We start from the raw sequence: 23,663 nt of genomic DNA, 5'->3' as shown, positions 1-23,663 counted from the left end.
GCGTCACCAACCTATGGTTGGCCATCGGGCCTACGCAGTTAGACCGGTACCCAAGGAGTCACCATGGCGAGATCCAAGCTCGGCAGCGCCGCTCGGAACGCGATTAAGAAGATCAAGAAGGCGGCCTCGAAGGTCGAGAGCAAAGTGAAGGGCGAGATTCGCAAGCGGAAGATCAAACGGGGTCTCAAGTCGGCAGCCAAGGGTGCGGCGGCCGTCGGCGCTGGCGCGTTGGCCGCCGTGGCCGCGACGACGGGCGTCCGGACGCTTCGGGCGCGCGCTGCCGCGAAGGCCAAGGCCGCCAAGACCAAGGCGGCGAGCGGGACCAAGCGGGCGAAGAAGGCCGTGAAGCGGACGGTGCGGAAGGCCAAGCGCGCCGCTCGTTAGTTGATCGCGGGTTTGTTCCGAGCGCCCCTCCGGCCGGCGTCCCGCAAGGTTCGCCGAGCCTGTGGGGCGCTCGCCGTCTCGAAGTTCGGGAGATCACCATGCGTTATGCCCTGCTGCTCGCGGCACTGACCGCGGCGGGCGCTCCGCCCGCCACGCTCGTTGCGCAGGCGGCCGAGCCGCCGGTCGAGGCCATGTCACTCCTCGGCAAGCCCCTCCGGCGCCCCGTGCTGCCGCCCGAGGTCCAAGCCGTGTACGAGAAGAACTATGCGGCCGCGCGCGCCGCATGGGAGCGCACACCGGCCAACGCCGACTCGATCATCTGGCTGGGGCGTCGCCTGGCTTACCTGGGTCGCCACGCCGAGGCCATCGAGATCTTCTCGCGGGGCATTGCGCAGCATCCCATGGACCCGCGACTGTACCGGCATCGAGGGCATCGTTTCATCACGATCCGGCGCTTCGATGCCGCCATCAAGGACCTCGAGCACGCCTACGGCCTGATCCGGGGACGACGCGACGAGGTCGAGCCTGATGGCATTCCGAACGCCCGTGGCATCCCGATCAGCACGCTCAACACCAACATCCGATACCATCTCGGTCTGGCCCACTACCTCAAGGGGGAGTTCGCCAAGGCGCTGCCATACTATCAGGAGGATGTTGCCGCGGCGGTCAATCCGGACATGGTCGTCGCCACGAGCCACTGGCTCTACATGACGCTCCGCCGGCTCGGCAGAACGGCCGACGCCGCCAAAGTGCTCGAGCCGATCCGGGCGGACATGGACATCATCGAGAACGGCGCGTATCATCGCCTCCTGCTGGTGTACAAGGGCGAGTTGTCGGCCGACTCGGTGCTGGGATGGTCTGGTACGCAGGATGCAATCCAGGATGCCGGCGTCGGGTACGGCATCGGCAACTGGCATCTCTACAACGGGCGCCGGGCCCAGGCTCGCCGAACCTTCGAGCAGGTGCTGACGACCCCGCAGTGGGGCGCCTTTGGATACATCGCAGCGGAAGCGGAGCTGGCACGCGCCACCGGTCGCCGCGGGAGCGCCAACGACCGGGACAACTGACCCGACCGTGCCGATGCCCGACCGAGCCTAAGCCCATGTCAGAGGCACCGAAGGTCTGGCCATAGCCCTGCGTGGGGACGCTCCTGAGCTACGCCGGACTGTCATCGCCCCGTAATGTTGATGTCATGGGGCTGCCACCCGCGTTCCCAAGATTGAAAAGATTGGCCTGCGTCCCTTTTCAGGGTTGGCGCATCCTTGCAGCACCGCTTCCATTTGGCGAACCTAACTGACCCGTGGCCCAAGGCCCCATGGCTCTAAGACATATCATTCTTGCCGCGTCCCTCGGCGTCGTGATCCTGCACCCAGCTCATGCGCAGGAGCGGCGGATGACCCTCCAGGAGGCCCTGGACCGGGCCGAACGGGTCGACCCCCAGGTCATCCAGGCGCTCGGTACCTATCGCAACACGTCGGCCGCGGTACGAACCGCCTACGGGCAGTTTCTCCCCGACCTCCGCGCGACGGCGACCTGGGGCACCAGCTTTTCCGACGGTCCGTCCCGCCTCGACCCAACGACCAACGAGATTCTGCCTGGCGGCTCCACCAATTCGAGCTTGAGCCTCGGTGCCAGCGCGACCTACGACTTGTTCACCGGCTTCCGCCGCGGACGCGACCTGACTGCTGCAAGAGCATCACGCGCCCAGGCCGACGCCGCCGTCGACTATCAGCGGGCCCAGAACCGCCTCCGCACCACGAGAGCGTTCATCGACGCGGCGCAGACGGCGCAGCTCGTCGCGGTGCGGCGGGAGGCCATCCGACGCGCCGAGGAGCAGTTTCAGATCGCGATTGCCCGGCTGGCGACCCGCGCCGCCAACGTCGCGGACTCGCTGACCGCCACGGTTACGCTGAACGAGGCCCGGCTTCGGCTGGCCTCCGAGGAACGACAACTTGCCGCGAGTGAGGCGGGGCTGGGTCGGCTGATTGGCGAGGACGGCCGGGTCAGCGCCGTAATCGATTCGTCGCTTTTCGGCGCCGCGAACGTGGCCGACACCAATGCCCTGCGCGCCGAGGCGCTGCGGCAGGCCCCGCACGTGCTGCGGACCGAAGCCGCCGAGGACGCGGCTGCGGCCAACCTGAGCGCTGCCAAGTCGCTCTACTTCCCGAGCCTCAATCTGACGGCCAACACCTCGTTTGCCGGCAGCCGTCTCAACGAGTATCAGCTCTACAACAGCCGCTCGATGAATCTCGGGTTCAGTTACCCGCTGTTCAATCGCTTTCAGCGCGAGCAGCAGATTGCCACGCGCCGCAGCGACTATGAGTCGGCCGCGGCTCAGGCCGCTGACGCCCGTCGCGAGGTGGGCGCCACCCTGACGACGCAGCTTGCAGCGCTCCGCGCGGCGGAGATTCGAGTGACCACGGCGCTGGCCAACCTCGATGCCGCCCGCGCCCTCGTTCGGGTCCAGTTGGAGCGGTACCGGATCGGGTCCCTGACCATCGATGTGCTGAGCCGGGCACAGGAGCAGCTCGACGCGGCCGAGGCCGAAGCGGTACGGGCCCGGTTCGAGTACATACTTGCCAAAGCCGAGATCGAAGCCCTGATCGGGAGGACGTTGTGAAGCGAAGCCTAGCGGGCGCGGCGCTGCTGCGCACCATGATTGCCGTCGCGCTGCCGCTGTTCGTCGTGGCCGGCTGTAAGAAAGCCGAACCGGACAGCGGCAGCGGCGACGGCGAGGATGGTGGCGAGTCGAGCACCGGCAGCGTCACCCTTCCCGTGGTGGGCCAGGCGGTCCGTCAAGGCGACCTGGTGCTCTCGATCGTCACCACGGGCCAGGTGCGCTCCGACGGGGTCGCGATGCTCAAGAGCGAAACCACCGGGCCGATCACCGCGGTCAAGGTTCGTCCCGGCGATCGGGTCACCCAGGGCCAGGTACTGGTCGAAGTCGACCCGCGCGAACTCGACCTGGCAGTCGAGCAAGCCCAAGCCTCCCTCGATGACGCCAAGCTCAAAGTGCTCGACAACATCATCGGCGACTCCATCGTGACCGGCCGCGCGGTAACGGGCGAGCGGCTGCGCAGCGCCGAGATTCGGGCCGGCCTCGATCGCGCCAAAGCAGAGCTCGAGCGCGCCAAGCTGCAGCGGGAACGCGCCACCATCGTCGCGCCGTTCAGCGGGGTGGTCGACGAGGTCAGGGTCGCGGTCGGTGAGCGACTCAGCCAGGGCCAGGACATCGGGCGGATCGTCGACCTCTCGAACCTCCGAGTCGAGGCGTCGGTCCTCGAACACGATTTGCCGCTGATTCGGATCGGAGGTGACGCAACCGTCACCGCCGCTGCCGTGGCCGACCGTCCGATCAGCGGACGAATCGCGGCGATCCTGCCCATGGTCGACAGCACCACCCGGGCCGGTCGCGCCGTGGTGCGGATCGGAAGCAACAGCGTGCTTCGCCCCGGGATGTACGCCGACGTCCGCCTCGAAGCGACCCGGCTGCCCGGCCGCGTCGTGGTGCCGTCCTCCGCGGTGATCGAGCGCGACGGCCGGCCGCTCGTGTTCGTCGCACGCGACGGTCGGGCGCAGTGGGTCTACATCTTCCCCGGTCGCAGCAACGGCCTGGAAACCGAAGTTCTGCCCGACAGCGCGACCGGCCAGATCCCCGTCGCGGCGGGCGACACCGTGCTGATCGAAGGGCATCTGACGCTGACGCACGATGCGCCGGTGCGGATGGTTGCCCGCCAGGAACGCGGCACGCGGTAAAGGGGCCAGCTCCATATGTCGATTGCCGCCTCGGCCCTCAGACGGCCTGTCACGACCATTGCCGCCGTCCTGGCGATGGTGCTGCTTGGTGCGGTGTCGCTGGGCAAGCTTCCGGTCTCGCTGCTGCCGGACGTCCAGCTGCCGGTCCTGACGATCAGAACAGCCTATCCTGGCGCAGCGCCGGAAGAAGTCTCGCGTTTCATTGCAGAGCAGATCGAAGAGGCGGTCGCGGCCACGCCGGGACTGGTCGAGCTCAAATCAGTCAGCCGGACCGGCGAAGCGACGACCACGCTGCGCTTTGCGTGGGGCACCAGCATGCCAACCACGGTGCTTCAAGTGCGCGAACGGCTCGACAATGCGCGCGGCAAGCTGCCCGAACGCGCCGAGCGCCCCACCCTGCTGACCAGCGACCCCGGCGAGCGTCCGATTGCCGTGCTCGGCCTGACGGGCAGCGGCGATCTGCGCAGCATTGCCCGCACCGCGCGGGACGTGCATGCGCGCCGGCTGGAGCAACTGGCCGGGGTTGCCAGCGTGGCGGTGGCCGGCGAGCCCGAGGACGAGATCCGGGTCGAGATCGATCCGGAGCGCACCCGCGCGCTGGGCATCACGCCGGATGACGTTGCATCCGCCGTCCGCTCCGCCAATCCGCAGGCTCCGGGCGGTACGGTTCGTCGGGGGCAGTTCCGCTTCTCGCTGCGTGCGCTGACCGAGTTTCAGACCGTGCAGGAGATTGCCAGCACACCGGTAGGCCCGACTCGCAGTGGTATCACGCTCCGCGACGTCGGGTCCGTCTCGCTCGGCCTTGCCGACCCGACGACGATCACCACGCTCGACTCCAAGCCGGCCGTGGGCCTGGTGGTCTACAAGGACGCCGGCGCCAACACGGTGGCGGTGACTCGTGACATCTACCGCGCCATCGACCTCCTCCGCGAGGAGTTCCCTGACCTCCAGATCAGGGTGGTGGCTGCGCAAGCGGAGTTCGTCAACGACGCGCTCTCGAACCTGACCCAGGAGATCTTCATCGGCGGCGCGCTGTCCTTGCTGGTGATCCTGCTGTTCCTGCGTGACTGGCGCAGCTCGCTCACCATCGGGCTGATGGTGCCGCTCTCGGTCATGGTCGCCCTGACCCTGCTGCAGCTGATGGGCGTCACCATCAACATTCTCTCGCTGGGCGGACTGGCCCTCGGCATCGGGTTGCTGGTCGACAACGCCATCGTGGTAGCGGAGGTGACCAATCGGCATATCGAGAGGGGCTTGGGGCGCTTCGAAGCGGCCCGCCTCGGCACCGAGGAAGTCACCGGTCCGCTGATTGCAGGTACGCTCACCACACTGCTCGTCTTCGGTCCGATCGTGTTCGTCGAAGGGTTGGCAGCTGCGCTCTTTCGCGACCTCTCGCTCAGTGTCGTGATGTCCGTCGGCGCATCGCTCGTTCTGGCCCTGACCCTGATGCCCGTCCTGCTGACGCGCGGCAAAGTGCCAAACGCGAAGGCGCCGCGTCCGTCGACCGGTTTCCTCGGCGCCGCCGACCGGGTCGGCCATCGTCTCGAGGGGCTGTACGAGGCCGGGATGCGCTGGTCACTGCAGCACCCCTTCGCCGTGATCGCGATCTCGGCTGTGGTCACGCTGAGCACGATTGCGGTTGCGAGCCGGATGCCGAGAGAGATCCTGCCGCGGGTCGACGAGGGCATCGCGGTGGCCTACCTGCGTCTGCCCGAAGGCACCGCGATCGAGGAAACGGCCCGCCAGGCGCGCCGGCTCGAGGAGGCGGCCATGACTCTGGGGTCCGCAGGGATCTACAGCCGGATCGGCGTTGCCACGGACGAGGAAGTGCTGGCGGGCGCAGATCCTGGTACCTCCGCATCGGCGCAGCTGCTTCTGCCGGTACCGGACCGGATGGGTGCGGCCGCGTTCGCCGAGCGGCTTCGCCAGGCGGTGCCGGACCTGGCCCAAGGCGGTCTGGCCATCGATCTCGCGGGTCAGTCGGAGTTCGGTAGCCTGATCGGGCGAGAGGGGCGCCTGGTGCGGGTCGAGGTGGCAGGTCCCAGACTCGACGAGTCAGCACGCTGGGCCGACGCGATCAGAGCCAAGCTGGCTGGAGTCGCCAGCCTGGCAGACGTTCGCGATGCCTACGCCGGCACCCAGCCGACGATCGAAGTCACCCTCGACCGGGCGCAGATGGCCCGGCTCGGCATCACGGCCAGCCAGGTCGCCAACACGCTGGCGGGCGGACTGGGCGGCGTCAACTCGGGCGACTTTCGGGAGACCGACCGGCGGACCCCCATCCGGGTCCGGTTTACCGGTTCATTCAACGAAGACCTCCAGACCGCGCTGGCAATTCCGATCAGGGGTGTTCCAGTCGGACAACTGGTCTCCGTCAAGGATATTCGTGCCCCGATCGAGGTGGTGCGTATCAACCAGCGGCCCGTCAGCGTGGTCGAGGCAGTGGCCGAGGAAGGGGGGCTCAACCGTGCCACGCGCGACGTTCGACGCGCTCTTGAAGGCGTCGATCTGCCTCCCGGGGTCGACGTCACGCTGGGCGGTGCCGAGGCGGAGCAGCGGCGCACCACCAACCAGCTGATGCTGGTCGCTGTTCTCTCGGTGGCACTGGTGTTCCTGGTGCTCGCCGGCGAGTTCGCCTCGTTCACAACACCCCTTGTGGTTCTCCTCACCGTCCCCCTCGCGGGAGCTGGCGGCATCCTGCTTCTTTGGCTGACCGGTCAGAGCATCAATGCGGTGGCACTGATTGGCATCGTGGTGATGATCGGTATGGCAGACAATGAGGCCATCGTCAAGCTCGACGCGATCGGTCGGTTCCGCGAGCTGGGGCACTCGATCGAAGAGGCCATCGTGCTTGGCGGGCAGCAGCGGTTGCGCGCCATTGCCATGACCTCCATCACCACGATTGCCGGCGTGCTTCCGCTGGTGTTTGGCTGGGGTGCCGGTGGCGAGCTCTATCAGCCGCTGGCAGCCAGCGTCATCGGTGGCTCGATTACCGCGCTCCTCGTCACCTTCTTCCTGATGCCGACGGTGTACGCGATGGTCGAGCGGCGCAAGCTGGCGCGGGCAGCTCGGGCCTCATGATCCGCTGGGCTGCGGGCCGACCGGCCGTCATCTGGGCGCTCGGCGCTGCCCTGATCCTCGCGGGCGGTGTCGCGTTTACCAAGCTGCCGCTCGCTACGCGCACGGCCGTCGAGCTGCCGCGTCTGCGGGTTGCGGCCACTTGGTTTGGCGCGTCGCCAGAACTGGTCGAGAGCTACGTTACCTCACCGATCGAAGAGGTGATCCAGGGAGTTCGCGGCGTCAAGAAGGTCTCGAGCGAGTCGCGGGACGGGTCGTCGTCCCTGACGGTGGAGTTGGAGCCCAAAGCGGACGTGACTCTGGCCCGACTCGAGATCAACGAACGGCTCGAGCTGCTGCGCACCCGATTTCCGATTGGGGTGGTTCCGCCAACCGTGGCGAACTACACCCCGGAGGAACTCGAAGAGCAACCGCTCCTGACCTATTCGATCATCGGGCCTTACACCGCCGGCACTCTGACCAAGCTCGCCAGGGATCAGATCGAGCCGCGGATCACCGCCGTGCCGGGCGTCGCAGGTGTGCAGCTCTCGGGAACCGCCGAGCCCGGGGTTGCGGTCGTCTACGAGCCGCTTCGCTTGCGTCAGCTGGGGATCAACCCTGCCCTGATTCGCCAGGCCATCGAGGGCGCCCGGGTCGTCGAGGCTCTCGGCCGCGAGCGCCGCGGCGCCAATGTCGTGACGGTCGCGCTGCGAGATCAGCCCCACGCGCTCGAGGATCTCGGTCGGCTCGTGGTGCGAGCGCCCAGCGGGCGCGTCTTCCGCCTCGATGAGATCGCGACGATTCGCCCCGAGGAAGACAATCGGGGCCGCTTTGCGCGGATCAATGGAGTGCCAACCGTCACGCTGCAGCTGTCCCGTCTGGCAGGCGCCGATGCGATTCGGACTGCTCAGCAGGTCAAAGCGACGATGGCGGACATCCGGCGGATCCTGCCGGAGGGCATCACGTTCCGAGTCGAGAACGATGAAAGTCGCGACCTCCAGGAGCAGCTCAACGACCTGCTGCTTCGCGGCGCGATTGCCTTTGCCGCAGTGATGCTGGTGCTCGCGGTCATGCTGCGCAACTTCACGTCGGTGTGGCTGGTGATGGGCAGCGCGGCCGTGGCCATTGCCGGCACGGCACTCGGTCTGTATGTGCTCAAGATCCCCGCCAACCTGCTGACGCTTGCAGGACTGGCCATGGGCATCGGTGTCCTGGTGCAGAACGGGCTGGTCGTCGTGGAGCGGCTGCGACATGCGCCGGACACGGCGGAGGGCCGCGCCGAAGCGGGAAGTCGGATCATGCCGGCAGTCATCGGCGCCAGTCTGACGACGGCGGTGGTGTTGATGCCATTTCTCTACCTGCAAGGCAATGCCCGCGCCGCCTTCCTGCCCTTCGCTGCCGCGTTCCTGCTCGCGCTGGCCTGGTCGGTGCTCAGCGCGGTCGTGATGATACCCGCTGTGGGGTCTGGCCACGGAATGCAGCGCACCACCTACCGGCGGACCGTTCGCTGGTATACGCGAAGCGTGATCGGCACCGTTCGCTGGCGACCCGTTACCCTCGTTCTGACCCTTGCCCTGCTCGGTACGCTGACGTGGGGCTTCATCAAGCAGGTACCCAAGAGTTCGTTCGGCAACTGGTTCGGCCAGCGATCCGAGCTTTTCGTGAGCATCACCTTTCCCCACGGCTCCGATCCACAAAGTGTCGATCGAGCAATGCAGGAGTTTGAGCGGATCGCGGTTGGCAGGCATGGCGTCGATCGGGTCGAGGCGTTCGGGTTACCCATGATGGGGAGACTCCGGGTCACCTTTACCCGCGAAGAAAGCTACGGCATCATCCCGGCGCTGATGGAAGAAGAGATGACCCAGCGTGCCGTCTTCATCGGTGGCGCATCGATCGGGGTTCGCGGTCAGGGGCCCGGTTTCTTCAGCGGCGGCGGAGGTATGTCGGTTGCCTTCCGCATCAAGCTGCTGGGCTACTCGTTCTCAGGGGTCGAACAGCTGGCCCGTGATCTGCAGGTTCGGCTGGAACGAATTCCCCGAGTCCGTGACGTCAACATCAACGCCGGATCCTTCTTCCGCTCCGAGCGGGCCGTGAGCGTCGCACTGACGCCCGACCGACCGGCCCTGGCCCGCGCCGGTATGACAACGACCGAGTTCAGCCGCGCCGTGGCTCGGGAGGTCCAGGGCGCCAGCGCCGGGCAGCGCCTGGAGCTCGAGGGCGACGAGCTCACGGTCAACGTCAAGGCACGGGGTGCCCAGGAGCGTGCGCTCGACGAGCTGCGCGACGCGATCGTGCCGAACGAAGCCCAGGCGCCTGTGCGCATCGGGGATCTCTCGCTCGTCTCGGAGCGCGAAGGCCTCAGCGTGATCACGCGCGAGGATCAGCAGTACGTTCGGATCGTGAGCTACGACTTCCGCGGGCCGGCGCGGCTGGCGCAGCGAACTCATGAGTCATTCATGAGTTCGATCAGTGTGCCCGCCGGCTATACGGTCGACGACGAACGCTTCTCGTGGGCCGAAGACGACAGCACCAAGGGACTCTGGCTGGTCCTGGCACTCGGCCTGACGCTGGTCGTGTTGTCGGTGGCCTTCGTGTTCAACTCGACCTGGGCGGCGGTGCTCGTCTTTGCCAGTCTGCCGATGGCGCTGGCGGGGGTGGCCGCGATCTTCTGGGCCACCGGCACCTCATTTGGGCGGGAGGCTGCGGTGGGCGTCATTCTGGTCATTGGCCTCGCCACCAATCAGGCCATTCTGATTATCGACGGCGCCCTCGAGCGTCGCCGTCGCGCCAATCTCGTTGGACGCCGACTCAGCGGCGCGGATATCGTCTACGCCGCCCGCGACCGCTCGGCCATGATCATGCTGGTGACGTTGACGACCATGGCCAGCCTGATTCCGCTCGCGGTCGGCACCGAGGTCGACAGCCTGTTCGGCTCGATTGCGCTGGCAACGGCTGGCGGGACGGTGACCGGCACGATCGGCGCACTCTGGGTCCTGCCTGCCATGCTGCTTGGAAAGCGAACGACGCCGAAGCGACGGAAGGCACGCAAGGGGCAGCCTGCCGGCACTCCGCCGGCTCCCCAGATGGAGGGAGGGTCGGCATGACGCTGTCATACCGACCCATTGGGTAACGCGGAGTTGTGGCAGGTCCGGCTAGTCACCGGAGGCAATGCGGAATCCAACCATCACGCCGTTGACGTAGTCGGCTTCGAGCACCCGTCGGGCCAGTCGTTTCATCGTGCACTCCATCAGGGAACTCGGGACATGGTCCATCGCCATACCCCGAGGCCAATTTCAGGTTCTAGCTGTAGTTGATGAAGACGTTGTTCACTGTTTGGCCGCCAGTCGCTGCTGCGGGGTTTGAAAGCGCAGCGCCGTGTGCGGGCGCTCCTGATTGTAATACCGCAACCACTGGGGCAGAAACGTCGCCCGCACCGCCGACGTCCGATAGGCCGCCGCATACGCCCAGCCAGCCAAGGTCGTCCGAATGAAGCGCTCGGCCTTCCCGTTGGTCCGCGGCGTATACGGGCGAGTCCACACGTGCCGGATCCGCAGCTGCCGACGTGCCGCTTGAAACACCCGACTCCGATAGCCCCCGCCATTGTCGGTCATCAGCGCCCGCCAGCGCACCCCCTGCCGGGCAAACCACGTGACCGCCGCCTGGAGAAATGCGGTCGTGCTCGCCGCCGTCTCATCGGGCAGCAGCGCGGCGTAGGCGAGCCGCGTCGCGTCGTCGATCGCCACATGCAAGTACTCCCAGCCGATGCCCCGAACCCGCTGCCGCCGATCCCCGTGAATCCGGTGCCCGACCCGCCCGATCCGGCCCAGCTTCTTGATATCGAGGTGGACCAGCGCCCCCGGCACCCGTCGCTCATACCGGCGGATCGGCGGGGGCGGCTCCCGGGGGGGCAAGCGCCGCCACCCGAGCCGCCGCTGCACCTGCACCACCGTGGAGACGGGGAGTTGGAGTTCGGCGGCGATCTCGAGGGAACTGCGGCCCGCCGCGCGCCGCCGGGCAATCTGGCGTCGCCGCCACCGCGGCGTGGCGCGCGGGGAGCGCTGCGGCCGGCTCGATCGATCCTGCAACCCCGCCGCCCCCTCCGCCTGATAGCGGCGCCACCAGCGCCAGACGGTGACGGTACTGAGGCGAAGCTGCCGCGCCACTTCGGCGACCGGCTCCCCGTCGGCGACCCGGTCGACCATCTGCTGCCGCCCCCGCGGCGTTAAGCGTGCTAACTTATGCTGGTTCACTGAGTCCTCTGGCGTTTGCCGGTGTGTGTTCTCGACAAACCCCATTCTGCAGCGCTACGGCTCAGTGAACAACCTCTTCATCAATTACATCTAGCTCCAGGGCAAGGGCCGCTGCTGGAAGACAATCGACGGAGTCGGGTTGCTGATCGCAGGCGCCGTCGTCGCATCGTTGCCCAGCTGGCCGACGTCGTTGCGACCCCAGCAGTAGGTAGTCAGCCGGTCGCGGCTGATGGCGCAGGTGTGCGCCCCGCTACCCGTGCCGATACCGGCCGCGTCCACTTCCCTCAGCTTGAGCGTACCTGCTGCCTTGATCGGCAGGCTCGAGCCGTTGGCAATCGGGTTGCCAAGCTGACCGTTGCCGTTCGAGCCCCAGCAATACACATCACCGACGGTGGTAACACCGCAAGCATGGTTGGCGCCGGCAGAGATCCGCTCGAACAGGTGCCCGCCCGCGACCGCCTGCGGACTCGAGTACTCCGTGCCGCTGCCGATGCCCAGCTTGCCGCTGTTGCTGCCCCAGCAGTAGCCGGCGCCGCCCGTGGTGACGGCACAGGTGAACTGATTACCGAGATCGATCGACGCGAAACTGTGGCCCCCAACGACCTGGTTGGGCAGCGAGATGAAGGTGTTGCCGTAGCTGATCTTGCCGCCGTCACCGAGCTGACCGATGCTGTTGGCACCCCAGCAGTAGGATGCGCCGGAGACTGCCACACCGCAGACCGCGCCAGACCCGGCAGCGATCGAGCGGAAGGTGAGGTTACCAGCAACGGCAACCGGTACGTTCGAGGCAGTCGCGTTGCCGGTGCCAAGCTGGCGCCAATCGTTGTGCCCCCAGCAGTATGCCTTGCCGGAGTCGTCGATTGCGCAGGAGTGATCGCTGCCCGTGGCGATGTCCACGAACAGATGCCCACCCGCCACCCGGAGCGGCAGGTAGCTTCCGCTGACGTTCGACCCGGCACCGAGAGCGCCCCAGGCGTTGGTGCCCCAGCAGAAGGCCTCGCCGTCGATCGTGATGCCGCAGCTGGTGCGCGCATAGGTCGAGATCTTGGCAAACTTGTGCCCACCGGTAAGCTGGATCGGCCTGCTGCTGAACTCGGTCGGCCCCAGCACCGGACTGCCGATCCGACCCTGATCGCTGTTCAGGCCCCAGCACCAGACGATGCCGCCGCTCGCGATATTGCACGCGTGCATGGTACCGACGGATACCGAGTAGTACTTGATCACGACGACGCGGGTGGCCGTCGCAGAGATGCCCTCGCTGGTTGCCGTGACCGTCACGGTTCCGCGGTCGCGCCCGAGAACGGTCCACGGGCTCCCCGCAGCGCCAGCGTTTTGTACTGATGCGATGGCGGGATCGGACGAGGTCCATGTCACCTCCCGACCGGTGAGCAGGCGACCCTTTGCGTCACGCAGCTCAGCCACCAGGGTCGGCTGGGTCCAGGCTTCGAGGGTATCGAGGACCGGCTGAATCGTCACCGACGCCACCGGGGCCACCACAGTGACCACGACGTGGGCGCTCTTGCCAGCCGACGTTGCCGAAATCGTTGCCGTACCGGATTCGACGGCGCTCACAGCGCCGGTCGCGGCATCGACCGTCACGACAGCGGGGTTGCTGCTGCTCCACGTCTTAGCCGCACCGGTAATCGGTACGCCACGGTCGTCGCGAGCCACAGCGGTGAACGTGGTATCGGCGCCGAGTTTCAGGGTCAACGCGTCGACGGCAATCTCAACCGATGCAACGGCACGCGGCACCACGGTCACCGTTGTCGTTGCCGTCTTGCCCTCGACCAGCGCCGTAATGGTTGCCTCGCCGAGCGCGAGCGCCGTCACCACGCCCGTCTCGGCCTGCACTCGCACCGTGGTCGGTGCGCTGCTGCTCCAGGCCACGGGCCGGTCGAGCACGGTGCCATCGGCGGCGGTTATGACGGACACGAGCGCGCTGTCCCGGGTGTGCTGGAGTGTAAGGGCGGCCGGCGTCACGACGATTGCCGCCACCGGAACACTGCTCACGTTGATTGCCAGACTGGCCGTCTTGCCTTCAGAGGTGGCGGTAATGGTTGCAGCACCTGGGGCAACACCGCTCACGATCCCTGCAGCCGAGACGGCGGCAACCGCGCCGGACGAAGTCGACCAGACGACCGTCCGCCCCGTGAGCTGCTGACCCTGGGCGTCACGGGTTGTTGCGGTGAACTGGGCCGACTGGCCTACCAGCAGGTCGGCAGCTCCCGCAACGTCAACCTGCGCAACGGGCGCGGGCGGCGGTGGCGGCGGAGGATTCGGATTCGGGTTCGTACCGCTGTCGCCACAGGCGGCCAGCGCCAGGGCCAGCACAGCGGCTCGCCACGAATAGTGCAGGGTGGACATAGTTCCAATCCTCGATCAGAGAGAGTGTGCGGGTCAGTTGCGGTGAACGAGGTTGACCAGCGCCACTTCATAGCGGCTGGTTGCCTCGATGTATCGGACGGCGTAGGCCTTGGAATACACCCCGGCGCGGCGGTACCGTTGCGCCATCGGGACCTCGATAACGTCGTTCGGCTTGGATTCGAGATAGGCCTTGGTGACCTGGGAGAATCGAATAACCTTCGACATGGGCGGCCCCTGTTTCGTTAGCATTGCTACCGACCATGCCAACCTAGGAGCCCGACCTTACCGGGCGATTACCGGTCGCGCGCGAGCCTGATTACCGGATCGGGGGGTGGATTACAACTGCTTACCGGAGTGAGGGGCGATTTGGGGAGGGGTGGAACTGACGGGTACTCCGAACCCGGCCGCAGGAACGGAGGCCTGATCTGCACGAGGGTATCACTGGTGACGACCGGTCAAACTCCTTCGCCAGCCTGGATCCGCTGGTACAGATCGGTCGTATCATCGTCAGGCTCGGTGTCGAGTTCGCGCTCGACGAGCGCTGTCAACTCCTGATAAAGTCGAAGCGCATGTGACCGCGCGCCCCGACGAGCGTGCGCCGTCATCCGCAAGCGCCAAGCCGCTTCATGCAACCCGTCACGCTCGAGCAAGCGGAGACAGACCGTTTCGACTTCCTGATAACGCCCTTCGGCGAGGAGCAATTCGGCATACATCATGGCGCCGTCAACAAACAGGCGTTCGATCCGGTCGCGATCCTCGAGCGCCCAGTCGCCCACGGACTCGCCTTCGAGGAAGGGGCCACGATACAGGGCCAGGGCGCCCTCCAGGAGCCTGGGCGCATCGGCCGCCGACCGCCGAGCCGCCGTCAATGCAGCAGACATTTGACGGTCAAAGCTGATCGCGTCGAACTCCACCTCCAGCGACGGCGAGAGCCGGTACCGCTCGTCGACACTGACAACTCGATCGGTACCACCCAGCGCCTTGCGCAGGCGGTGGAGGGTGACATGAAACGCGTTGCGGAGCTGCGCCGAGGACGCCTCAGGCCAAAGGGCCGTGCCGACCTGCTCCTTGGTCAGACCCCGCGGATTGGTGAGCAGCATCAGCAACAGCTCGCGAGCCCGCGCAGAGCCCCACGCCGCCGGCTCGACCGGCTGACCATGGAGCCGGACCTCGAGGTGCCCCAGCGCACGCACCACGAGTGGAGTCGGCGGAGCCGCAGCGGGCTCGATCTCGGCCAAGACCGGATCGACGGCCGCCGTCCGCGGCAGCAGGTCGGCCACCGTTTCCTGCTGCGCAAGTGCGACGGCCGCATCCATCGAGAGCGCCCGCCCCTCGGCCCAGAGCGCCGACAGGCGGTCGCCGACCTGGGGCAGGATGGCTGCCACCGCACGATCCCGCAGGGTGGCTTCTTTGGGCCACATCGGATAGACCATCCGCTCCCGACCAGCTTCCGCAGCCCCCAGCAGGCGGGCGGCCAAGTCGGGGTCGGCGTCGACGAGGCAGGCTGCGATGCCCTCGACGCCCTTGGTAATGCCCCATCCGTCGCTGATCGCCGCGTGCAGAGCAAGCGACTGCCGATAGAGCGGCAGCGCCTCGCCCTGTCGCCCGGCCACCGCCAGCATCAGCGCCATGCCGCTCAGACCATGGCCGATGCCACCCTGATGCGCAGCCTCCTTGGCATAGACGCTTTCCAGCCGGTGCCATTCGATGGCCTGATCGAGATCACCACGGTGGTCGGCGCAGAGCGCAAGGAAATGGCAGCCGATGCAGGCCATGACGGTGCGACTGTGCTCCCGGGCCAGGGCCACTCCGCGTTCGAGATCGCGGGCCGCCGCGTCGAACTCGCTGGCAATGGCAAAGGCCGCCCCGCGCATGATCAGGATGTAGGCCAGCAGCTCACGATCCTCGTCGAGATCCTGGACGCTGATGAGGGCCTCGTTCAGGTAGCCGAATGCCTGGTCCATCTTCGACTGCCAGAGCGCCAGATGACCAAACGCCACCTGTGCCCGCACCCGTGTCACCAGCGATACAGCCGTCGGGCGCTGCAGCAGCACGGCCAGGCGCCAGTTCTCCTCCGACGGCCCCCGCGACCACCAGAACCAGTGGAGGGCCCAGACCAGCCGGAAGGCATAGGCCGGGCCCTCCTCCGACCGCAGCGACCACTCGGCCACGGCGTGAAAGTTGGGCACTTCGGCCAGCAAGCGATCGACGATCTCGCGATTCGGCGGACCGCCAAAGATTACCGGAGCCGCTTCCTCGGCAATGGACAGGAAATACTGCGCGTGGCGCCGACGGAGTGCTTCGCCCTCGCCTGCCGCTTCGAGGTGCTCCTGCGCATACTGGCGCACCGTCTCCAGCAACCGATAGCGCGCCTCGTTGTCGGCCGACTCGAGCACCACCAGCGACTTGTCGACCAGCCCGGCCAGAAGGTCCAGGATGTCAAACGAACCGAGCGGCGCGAGGCTGCCGATGACTTCCGCGGCATCGAGCGAGAAATCCGCCGGGAATACGGCCAGCCGCCGGAGCAGGATCTGCTCAGGCTCGCTCAGGAGTGAATGACTCCAGTCGAAGGCGGCTCGCAGGGTCCGATGCCGAGGTACCGTGGTTCGGCTGGCAGCACTGAGCAAGTTGAGCGCGCTGCCCAGCCGCTCCGCAATCTGCTCGACCGACAGGACGCGAACTCGGGCCGCAGCCAACTCGATGGCCAGTGGAATACCGTCGAGCCGCCGACAGATGTCCGCGATCACGGCCCGATGCCGTTCGCTCGGCGTGAAGTTCGGCACCACACCGCGGGCCCGGCTCACGAACAGTTCCACCGCCTCAGCCATGGCGAGCGGAGGCACCAGCCAGGCCGTCTCCGCCATCACGCCAAGCGCCTCCCGACTGGTGGCGAGGACGACGACGTTGGCGCATTGCGTCAGCAGCCATTCGGTCACCTGGGCTGCGGCATCGACCAGGTGCTCACAGTTGTCAAAGACGACGAGGAGGGCCCGGTTCCCGATGGCCGCCGCTATTCGTTCGTAGGCGACGTCCGGCGCCTGCTCCGACATGCCGAGTGCCAGGACCAGCCCCTGCACCACCTGATCGGCGTCGACCACCGCGGCCAGATCGACCCAGACGACGCCGTCCCGCCGAGCGGCCAGGCGCACTGCCGCTTCCCGGGCAAGCCGGGTCTTGCCGCTGCCACCGGCGCCGGTCAGGGTCAGCAGGCGGTTGGCGCCGAGCAGCTCATCGATGGCGTCGAGCTCATGCTCGCGACCGATGAACTGACTGAGCGGCGTCGGGGGTAACCGCGGTGCTGGTTCGGGCGACGATGTCGGGGTCATGACAGCCGAGGCAGGTAACATATCGTATCTCAGGTCGGGCCGCTCACGCGTCGGCAGTCCGAACACCTCGGGCAGCCGCCATGACCGGCCCCTCCAGGAACTGAAGCACGTCATCCACGATGGTCGGGATCGGCCGGCCCTCCCCAATGATCATGGGCGACCCCGGCGCGTCCGTCAGCGGCTCGGCGACGGACGAGGCGGCCGGCGTGATGACGATCAGCCGCTCGACCCGGTCCGGATCGAGCATGGCATACCCGATCGCCGGCGCCGACATCGGGCCATCGGCCAGAATCGAGACTCGACAGAGGCCGAGCCCATCGAGAAACGGCCCCAGCCAGCCTGCGAAATCCTCGGCACCCGGAGTCACATCGGGCGCGATCAGCCGGTAACGAGCCGCCACCGCTTCGATCACAGCGTTCCAGAGCGACAGCGGGCTCGCGGTCCGAGTCAGCAGAACCACCGGCCGGCCGGAGCCGGAGCGGACGTATTCTGTCGCCGTCTTGCCCACGCGCACGACGGCGCGGAAGTTTCCGGTGCGGCTCACGTTATTGTCGTCGGTCATCATCGCAGCTTCCGGTTCCGTTCTGCCACCAGTCTACCCGGACCCACTTACCGGCCGCTTACGACGCCGCAACCCGTTGACCTGCAACGTCTTACGAGGACAGATTACGCCCTGAACCGATGCAATCGTACCGATGAAGGTGACCATGACCGCGCCAGACTCGCCTGACACCTCGCTCTGCCCGCTCTGCCAGTCCGGCAACGAGTGCGTCATGGCTCGGCCCGAAACGGCCGGCAACCCCTGCTGGTGTACCGGGGCCACCATTCCGGCAGGTCTGCTCAGCCGGGTTCCGCCCGAGCTGGCCGGGTTGGCCTGCATCTGCCCGGCTTGCGTGGAAGCCTACGGCATCGAGGCGACCCGGGCACCAGGTTTCGACCGTACCTGAATGGCGCTGGGGCGGCAGGCAACCATCGCGATAGCTGCGGTGTCTAACAGGGATACATCCTAAACTTCGCGGTCAAGGTCGGGCCGGACCGCGAAGCACGCGCCCAGGCAGGGCGCCTGTGAGTGAGCCGTCGCGGAGGACGGGGACGCCGTTGATGAAGATGTGGACCATGCCCACCGAGAACCGGTGGGGATCCTGATAGGTTGCCAGGTCCGCAATACGGTCGGCGTCGAACACCACCAAGTCCGCAAACAACCCTTCCCGGACGAGGCCGCGCTCCCGCTGCCCGATCTGCTCCATCGACAGCGACGTCATCCGCCGAATCGCCTCTTCGAGCGAGAGCACCTTCTGCTCGCGAACATACCGGGCCAGGACTCGCGGAAAGGCACCATAGCTGCGCGGATGGGGAAAGCCGCGCCCGTAGCCGACCGAATCACCGTCGGTTTCGATCATCGCAAAGGGATGCTGCAGCACCCGGACGACGTCGGCCTCATCCATCATGTGATAGATGGCGCTGAACCCTCCCGCCAGCTGCAACTCGATGGCCAGCTGGACCCCGTTCACGGCATTGACCGCAAGGCCACGATCGCGCGCCAGGTCCGCCATGGTCTTGCCGTTGTACGCCGAGTTGGACGGCAGCACGCGAAACTGAATCCGCTCGAGCTCGTCGCCGGCCCAGTCGAGCCGCATCCGTTCCAGCATCTCGGCCTCGAGCTTGGGCCGAATCCGCGGATCGTCGACGCGAGCCCTGAGTGAGTCGACGCCGCCGGCCAGCGCCCAGCCCGGAAAGAGCACACCCGAATGCGTGCTGCCCGCAGTATATGGATAGACGTCGTGCTTGACATCGAGGCCGCGGGCCCGCGCCGAGTCGATCATGGCGAGCGTGGTGCGGGTCCAACCGAACTGACCGGCGCCCGCGGCCTTGTGGTGATTGATCTGCACCGGGATTCGGGCCTCCTCGGCCACGCGGATCGTCTCCCGCACCGAGACCAGCAGGCCGCGGGCTTCATCGCGCATATGCGTCACGTAGATCCCGCCATGCCGAGCCGCGACCTTGGCCAGCTCGATCACCTCTTCGATTCGGGCGTAGTTGGCGGGCACGTACAGGAGCCCGGTGCTCAGGCCGAGCGCGCCGTCACGCATATTGGCCTCGACCATCGCCTTCATCTGCTCCAGCTCCCCTGGCGTCGGGGCGCGGTTGGCAAGACCCATCACTGCCCGGCGAATCGAGGTGTGCCCCGCGAAGTACCCGACGTTCGGGGCTGTCCGGAGCCGGTCGAGATACGCACCGAGCGGCCATGGCGTATCACCGCTGTGCACCGGCGTCAGCAGCGTGGTGATTCCCTGGAACAGAAAGTTCTCGGCCAGCGGACGGTTGTGGATATCGGTTGCTACGTGCGCATGATGATCGACGAAGCCCGGCGCGATCGTGAGTCCCGCCACATCGAACTCGACCTGCCCGCTGCCCGGAGCAATCCCGTCCCGAGCCACGCGGACGATCCGGTCACCCTGCAACGCGACGTCGGCCCGGAATCGGGGGCCCCCTGATCCATCGACCACCGTGCCACCGCGGAGCACGACCTCATACTGCTGAGCGAGAACCCGACCGGCGCCATCCAGGCTCCCAAGACAAACAGCCATCAGCAGCGCGCGAAGGAGCAATCGGGCCATGGGCACGTCCTGTTCGGGTGATATCACTGGGAGACCAGCACAATAATAGGTCGCCGTGGGGGCTGGATAATGGCGGAGGTGTGGCCGAGATTGCGAATGAGCGTCTCACGGAGAGAGCGCCGTCCCCCATGCCCGAACCGCGAGCCTGACTATGAAGACCTTCCGAGCATTGTCGACTGTACCCGTCTTTCTCCTCCTTGGGAGCAGCGCCTGCGCGCAGAAGCCCCAGGAAGCTGCGGCCGCCGCAGATGCCGGTCGAGACTGTCCGCCGCTCGAAACGCGTGAGCGCAGTGCGCCCGGCCGGCCACCGGCGTACCCGGATCAGACGCGAGCCTGCGCCGCGCCATCCAACGTCGCCTTCACGGTCACGGTGATTACCACCGGACTCGAGCACCCCTGGGCGGTGGAGCCGCTACCCGGGGGAGACTTGCTGGTCACAGAAAAGCCCGGGCGGATGCGAATCGTCTCCGCGGCCGGGGTGATCGGCGAGCCGCTGGGTGGCATTCCTGCGGTCGATCCGCGAGGCCAGGGCGGGCTGCTCGACGTGGCGCTGAGCCCGACCTTCGAGACCGATCGTACGGTCTACTGGAGCTATACCGAGCCGCGCACGGGCGGAAACGGCACCAGCGTTGCGAAGGGCGTGCTGTCGGAAGACCGTCGTCAGGTCGAGGGGGTCCGGGTCATTCTGCAGACCATGCCCACCTACGAGAACAACATGCACTACGGCTCCCGTCTGGCGTTCGGTCCGGATGGAATGCTCTACGTTACCACCGGCGAGCGCTCCAGTATTCAGACCCGTCCGCAGGCACAAAGCCTGGGCAGCCACTTCGGCAAGGTACTGCGCATCAAGCCTGATGGCGGCGCACCGGACGACAATCCGTTCGTCGGCCAGGTGGGCGCGCTGCCGGAGATCTGGAGCTACGGACATCGCAACATTCAGTCCGCCACCTTCGACAGCGAAGGTCGGCTCTGGGAAGTCGAGCACGGTCCGCAGGGCGGCGACGAACTCAACCTGGTCGAGAAGGGGAAGAATTACGGCTGGCCACTCGCGACCTATGGTCGGGAGTATTCCGGTCGCCCGGTGCCAGATGCGGGAACCACGTATGAGGGCACCGAGCAGCCTGTCTATTACTGGGATCCGGTCATTGCCCCCTCCGGCATGGAGTACTACACCGGCAGCGCCTTCCCCGCCTGGCAGGGCAGCCTGTTCGTAGGTGGCTTGCGGGATGCGCGGCTGGTGCGCCTCGTGCTTAGCAACGGCCGTGTCATCGGAGAGGAACACCTGCTGGTCGACCGCCGCCAGCGAATTCGCGACGTCAAGCAAGGTCCGGACGGTGCCCTCTATATGGTGACCGATCAGACCAACGGTGAGCTTTGGAAACTTGCTCCGCAGTGACCTCTGGCAGGGCGGACCCAACCGGGAGTTGACCGCCAGCCGTGATGCGTAACCCCGACTGATCGCGGAGTGGGAGTGTCAATGGCACTGGCGTCTCACTCCGCGGTCGTGATCGGCGCCACCGGGCTGGTGGGCCGTGAGATCCTGAAGCAACTCGTCGCCCGGCCCGAGTTCGAGAGGGTCACTGCGGCAATCCGTCGGCCCTTGCCGGACGACCTGCAGAATCCCAAGCTGCAGACCGCCCTGATCGACTTCGAGCGCCTCGACGAGCGGCCCGGGGTGTTTCAGGCCAGTCACGTGTTCTGCGCCATGGGCACCACCATCAAACAAGCTGGCAGCCGGGAACGATTCCGACAGGTGGATTTTGGTTATCCCGTGCGGGTGGCCGAGCTGGCCCGGGCGGCAGGCGCGCGCCACCTCCTGCTGGTGAGCAGCGTGGGCGCCAGCCCCGCGTCGCGAGCATTCTATCTCCGGGTGAAAGGGGAGCTGGAGGAGGCAATCCTGGCCCTGGGCTTCCCGTCGATTACTGTGGTGCGTCCGTCCCTGTTACTGGGCGACCGCAACGAGTTCCGTCTGGGCGAGGCCATCGCTGCACGGCTCGCGTGGGCGTTGCCGCGCAAGTATCGGGCAGTCCATGTACGCGACGTGGCCCGGGCACTGGTCGATGCAGCGGTGGAGGATCGGCCCGGGGTGCAGATAATCGAGAATCCCGATATCAGCGCTTAGGGCGCCGCCACCGGTCACGCCGTCTGTTGCGGCACGGATCGACTTTTCCCTGCAAACAGGCGATCATATCAGGGTTCCCATCACATAGAGCCCCATGATTCCGCTGATCGCACGATCCAGCTCCCGCCGGATGGCCGCTGTATTCCTGGGCCTTGCCGCGACCCTCGCATTCGGCACCGACGTCGCACTCGCCCAGCAGCCCCGCTGGAGCGTCGAGACCCCGACCGGCCCGGACCACGCTATCTCCTTCGAGGCAACCGAGGGCACGTGGATGAGCCTCGCGGTCTCGCCCGACGGTCGCCACCTCGCCTTCGACCTGCTGGGTCACATCTACGAGCTGCCGATCGAGGGTGGCGCTGCCCGCCAGCTGACCAGCGGGCGGTCATGGAATCTGATGCCTCGCTACAGTCCCGATGGCCAGACGATTGCGTTCTCGTCGGACCGGAGCGGCAGTCACGGGATCTGGCTGATGGACCGGCAGGGTGGCTCACTGCGCAGCTTGTACGCTCCGGGCGACAACACCTACCGCGCAGTCTGGGCGCTCGACGGCCAGAGCCTGCTCGCAGCCAACGGCAGCGGCCTCTCGAGAATCGACCTGCAAGGCAACGCGACGCTACTGGCACGCGGCCCCGGCACCGTCAACGCCGGCGCCTTCGAGCCGGGCGGTGCGGGCATCCTGTTCGAGCGACTCGCCCGCCCGGTGTACCCGTTCGGGTTCAATCCGTACCTCACACCGGCCGGCGGCAGCACGATCGAACGGATCGACCTCGGTTCCGGGGGGACCTCGACGCTGATTCAGCGCCCGGGCGGCGCCTTTGCGCCGACGCTCTCGCCCGACGGCAAGCTGCTTGCCTATCTCAATCGCCACATCGATACCACTCGTATCGTGGTGCGCGACCTGTCCTCGCATCGCGAGCGGGTTCTCCCTGGCGCAATCGACCCCGACCGACAGTCGAGCCGAACCGGGTATGGACCGTATCCCGCCATCGCCTGGCACCCCGATGGACAGCGCCTCTTTCTCAATACCGGCGGCCAGATCGTGGCCGTTGACGTCACGACAGGCGAACGAACGATCGTGCCGTTTCGTGCTGCAGTCGACCGCCAGGCATCGACCACGCTTCGATTCGCGAGCAAGGAACCCGACCGCACTGCCAGGACCCGCACCCATCGCTGGGGTACCCGCACGCCCCAGGGTATCCTCTTCGAAGCCCTGGGCGACCTCTGGCTCCAGGATGCAAAGGGCGTCGCCCGCAACCTGACCCGCTCGCCTGCGCACGAGACGAGTCCGACTTTCGACCCGCGCAGCGGTGCCCTCTACTACGCCTCCTGGTCGGACGACAGCCTCGGCGGCGTCTATCGGATGGCCAAGCCCGGCGGACCAGCGGAGCGACTCACGGCAGTACCTGCGCAGTACGGCAGTATCGCGATCGCGCCCAGCGGCGGCGCCATCGCATATGTCCGTGGCGTCGACGGCATCGAGCGCGGCACCCTGCTCTCCAACGAGGGAGAGTTCGAGCTGGTGCTTCGCAGTCCCGCTGGCAGCGAGCAGCGTGTGACGGGCATCTCTGCGCAACCTCTCGTCTATGCCGACATCGCGGCCAAGATTCCGCCCAGCGTGACGTTCACTGCCGACGGGCTGCAGCTGATCTTCACCGAGTTCGAGCGTGACACCCTGGTGCTCAAGCGGATTGGAATCGATGGCGCCGGGGAGGCTGTGCTGGTCAAGTTCCCGAACGGCGTGACGGCGGCCCCCTCACCAGATCTGAGCCAGATTGCATTCAGAGAG

Annotated in this window: 16 protein-coding genes; 10 read left to right on the top strand and 6 right to left on the bottom strand. The window is 66.8% G+C overall.

What is annotated here, in order from left to right:
• Nucleotides 1–63: 63 nt before the first annotated feature.
• The 6 genes from KF785_06100 (at nt 64) to KF785_06075 (ending at nt 10,301) form a co-directional block, all read left to right on the top strand.
• On the top strand, nt 64–384 hold the full coding sequence (locus tag KF785_06100) for a hypothetical protein (GenBank protein ID MBX3146325.1): 321 nt from the start codon (nt 64–66) through the stop codon (nt 382–384).
• 98 nt (nt 385–482) lie between these two features.
• Nucleotides 483–1,451, top strand: coding sequence for a hypothetical protein (locus tag KF785_06095; GenBank protein ID MBX3146324.1), 969 nt, complete (start codon nt 483–485; stop codon nt 1,449–1,451).
• A 248-nt stretch (nt 1,452–1,699) separates the two neighbouring features.
• A complete protein-coding gene (locus tag KF785_06090; GenBank protein ID MBX3146323.1) occupies nt 1,700–3,004 on the top strand; it encodes a TolC family protein in 1,305 nt (434 codons plus the stop codon).
• On the top strand, nt 3,001–4,140 hold the full coding sequence (locus tag KF785_06085) for an efflux RND transporter periplasmic adaptor subunit (protein MBX3146322.1): 1,140 nt from the start codon (nt 3,001–3,003) through the stop codon (nt 4,138–4,140). Before KF785_06090 ends, KF785_06085 begins: the two co-directional genes overlap by 4 nt.
• Nucleotides 4,141–4,155: 15 nt before the next feature.
• Entirely contained in the window at nt 4,156–7,221 is a 3,066-nt protein-coding gene (locus KF785_06080) for an efflux RND transporter permease subunit (protein MBX3146321.1), read from the top strand.
• Nucleotides 7,218–10,301, top strand: coding sequence for an efflux RND transporter permease subunit (locus KF785_06075; protein ID MBX3146320.1), 3,084 nt, complete (start codon nt 7,218–7,220; stop codon nt 10,299–10,301). Before KF785_06080 ends, KF785_06075 begins: the two co-directional genes overlap by 4 nt.
• A gap of 222 nt (nt 10,302–10,523) precedes the next feature.
• On the opposite strand, the gene KF785_06070 is transcribed toward KF785_06075, so the two are convergent.
• The 5 genes from KF785_06070 to KF785_06050 all read right to left on the bottom strand — a co-directional run bounded on the left by KF785_06070 (nt 10,524) and on the right by KF785_06050 (nt 17,702).
• Entirely contained in the window at nt 10,524–11,447 is a 924-nt protein-coding gene (locus KF785_06070; GenBank protein MBX3146319.1) for an IS481 family transposase, read from the bottom strand.
• A gap of 90 nt (nt 11,448–11,537) precedes the next feature.
• Nucleotides 11,538–13,811: an Ig-like domain-containing protein gene (locus KF785_06065; protein MBX3146318.1), complete on the bottom strand. Its 2,274-nt coding sequence runs from the start codon at nt 13,809–13,811 to the stop codon at nt 11,538–11,540.
• Nucleotides 13,812–13,844: 33 nt separating this feature from the next.
• Nucleotides 13,845–14,036, bottom strand: a complete 192-nt coding sequence (locus KF785_06060; GenBank protein ID MBX3146317.1) for a hypothetical protein — start codon at nt 14,034–14,036, stop codon at nt 13,845–13,847.
• Between the two features lie 230 nt (nt 14,037–14,266).
• Nucleotides 14,267–17,158 carry an AAA family ATPase gene (locus KF785_06055; protein MBX3146316.1) on the bottom strand — a complete coding sequence of 964 codons (2,892 nt, stop codon included), beginning with the start codon at nt 17,156–17,158 and terminating at the stop codon, nt 14,267–14,269.
• A gap of 22 nt (nt 17,159–17,180) precedes the next feature.
• Complete coding sequence (locus KF785_06050) at nt 17,181–17,702, bottom strand: hypothetical protein (GenBank protein MBX3146315.1); 522 nt, start codon at nt 17,700–17,702, stop codon at nt 17,181–17,183.
• A 142-nt stretch (nt 17,703–17,844) separates the two neighbouring features.
• Here KF785_06050 and KF785_06045 point away from each other — a divergent pair, with 142 nt between their 5' ends.
• Complete coding sequence (locus KF785_06045; protein MBX3146314.1) at nt 17,845–18,084, top strand: cysteine-rich CWC family protein; 240 nt, start codon at nt 17,845–17,847, stop codon at nt 18,082–18,084.
• A 72-nt stretch (nt 18,085–18,156) separates the two neighbouring features.
• Here the strand turns inward: KF785_06045 and KF785_06040 are convergent, their stop codons facing one another.
• Complete coding sequence (locus tag KF785_06040) at nt 18,157–19,755, bottom strand: D-aminoacylase (protein MBX3146313.1); 1,599 nt, start codon at nt 19,753–19,755, stop codon at nt 18,157–18,159.
• A gap of 151 nt (nt 19,756–19,906) precedes the next feature.
• On the opposite strand from KF785_06040, the gene KF785_06035 reads away from it, so the two are divergent.
• From KF785_06035 to KF785_06025, 3 genes are all read left to right on the top strand, one after another.
• Nucleotides 19,907–21,151, top strand: coding sequence for a PQQ-dependent sugar dehydrogenase (locus KF785_06035; GenBank protein ID MBX3146312.1), 1,245 nt, complete (start codon nt 19,907–19,909; stop codon nt 21,149–21,151).
• Between the two features lie 81 nt (nt 21,152–21,232).
• Nucleotides 21,233–21,877 carry an oxidoreductase gene (locus KF785_06030; GenBank protein ID MBX3146311.1) on the top strand — a complete coding sequence of 215 codons (645 nt, stop codon included), beginning with the start codon at nt 21,233–21,235 and terminating at the stop codon, nt 21,875–21,877.
• 94 nt (nt 21,878–21,971) lie between these two features.
• Nucleotides 21,972–23,663, top strand: a 1,692-nt coding sequence (locus tag KF785_06025; protein MBX3146310.1) for a PD40 domain-containing protein, incomplete at its 3' end; no start/stop codon positions are given.

It is taken from the genome of Gemmatimonadales bacterium (assembly GCA_019637315.1).
GTDB lineage: Bacteria > Gemmatimonadota > Gemmatimonadetes > Gemmatimonadales > GWC2-71-9 > SHZU01.
Note: the sequence above shows the minus strand (reverse complement) of the source record. Positions and strands in the feature narration are given on the sequence as shown.

Bases quoted from the DNA above. Each gene is read 5' to 3' on its own strand.
- KF785_06100 (MBX3146325.1), top strand. From the start codon at position 64: ATGGCGAGATCCAAGCTCGGCAGCGCCGCTCGGAACGCGATTAAGAAG.
- KF785_06095 (MBX3146324.1), top strand. From the start codon at position 483: ATGCGTTATGCCCTGCTGCTCGCGGCACTGACCGCGGCGGGCGCTCCG.
- KF785_06090 (MBX3146323.1), top strand. From the start codon at position 1,700: ATGGCTCTAAGACATATCATTCTTGCCGCGTCCCTCGGCGTCGTGATC.
- KF785_06080 (MBX3146321.1), top strand. From the start codon at position 4,156: ATGTCGATTGCCGCCTCGGCCCTCAGACGGCCTGTCACGACCATTGCC.
- KF785_06075 (MBX3146320.1), top strand. From the start codon at position 7,218: ATGATCCGCTGGGCTGCGGGCCGACCGGCCGTCATCTGGGCGCTCGGC.
- KF785_06065 (MBX3146318.1), bottom strand. From the start codon at position 13,811: ATGTCCACCCTGCACTATTCGTGGCGAGCCGCTGTGCTGGCCCTGGCG.
- KF785_06060 (MBX3146317.1), bottom strand. From the start codon at position 14,036: ATGTCGAAGGTTATTCGATTCTCCCAGGTCACCAAGGCCTATCTCGAA.
- KF785_06055 (MBX3146316.1), bottom strand. From the start codon at position 17,158: ATGTTACCTGCCTCGGCTGTCATGACCCCGACATCGTCGCCCGAACCA.
- KF785_06050 (MBX3146315.1), bottom strand. From the start codon at position 17,702: ATGATGACCGACGACAATAACGTGAGCCGCACCGGAAACTTCCGCGCC.
- KF785_06045 (MBX3146314.1), top strand. From the start codon at position 17,845: ATGACCGCGCCAGACTCGCCTGACACCTCGCTCTGCCCGCTCTGCCAG.
- KF785_06040 (MBX3146313.1), bottom strand. From the start codon at position 19,755: ATGGCCCGATTGCTCCTTCGCGCGCTGCTGATGGCTGTTTGTCTTGGG.
- KF785_06035 (MBX3146312.1), top strand. From the start codon at position 19,907: ATGAAGACCTTCCGAGCATTGTCGACTGTACCCGTCTTTCTCCTCCTT.
- KF785_06030 (MBX3146311.1), top strand. From the start codon at position 21,233: ATGGCACTGGCGTCTCACTCCGCGGTCGTGATCGGCGCCACCGGGCTG.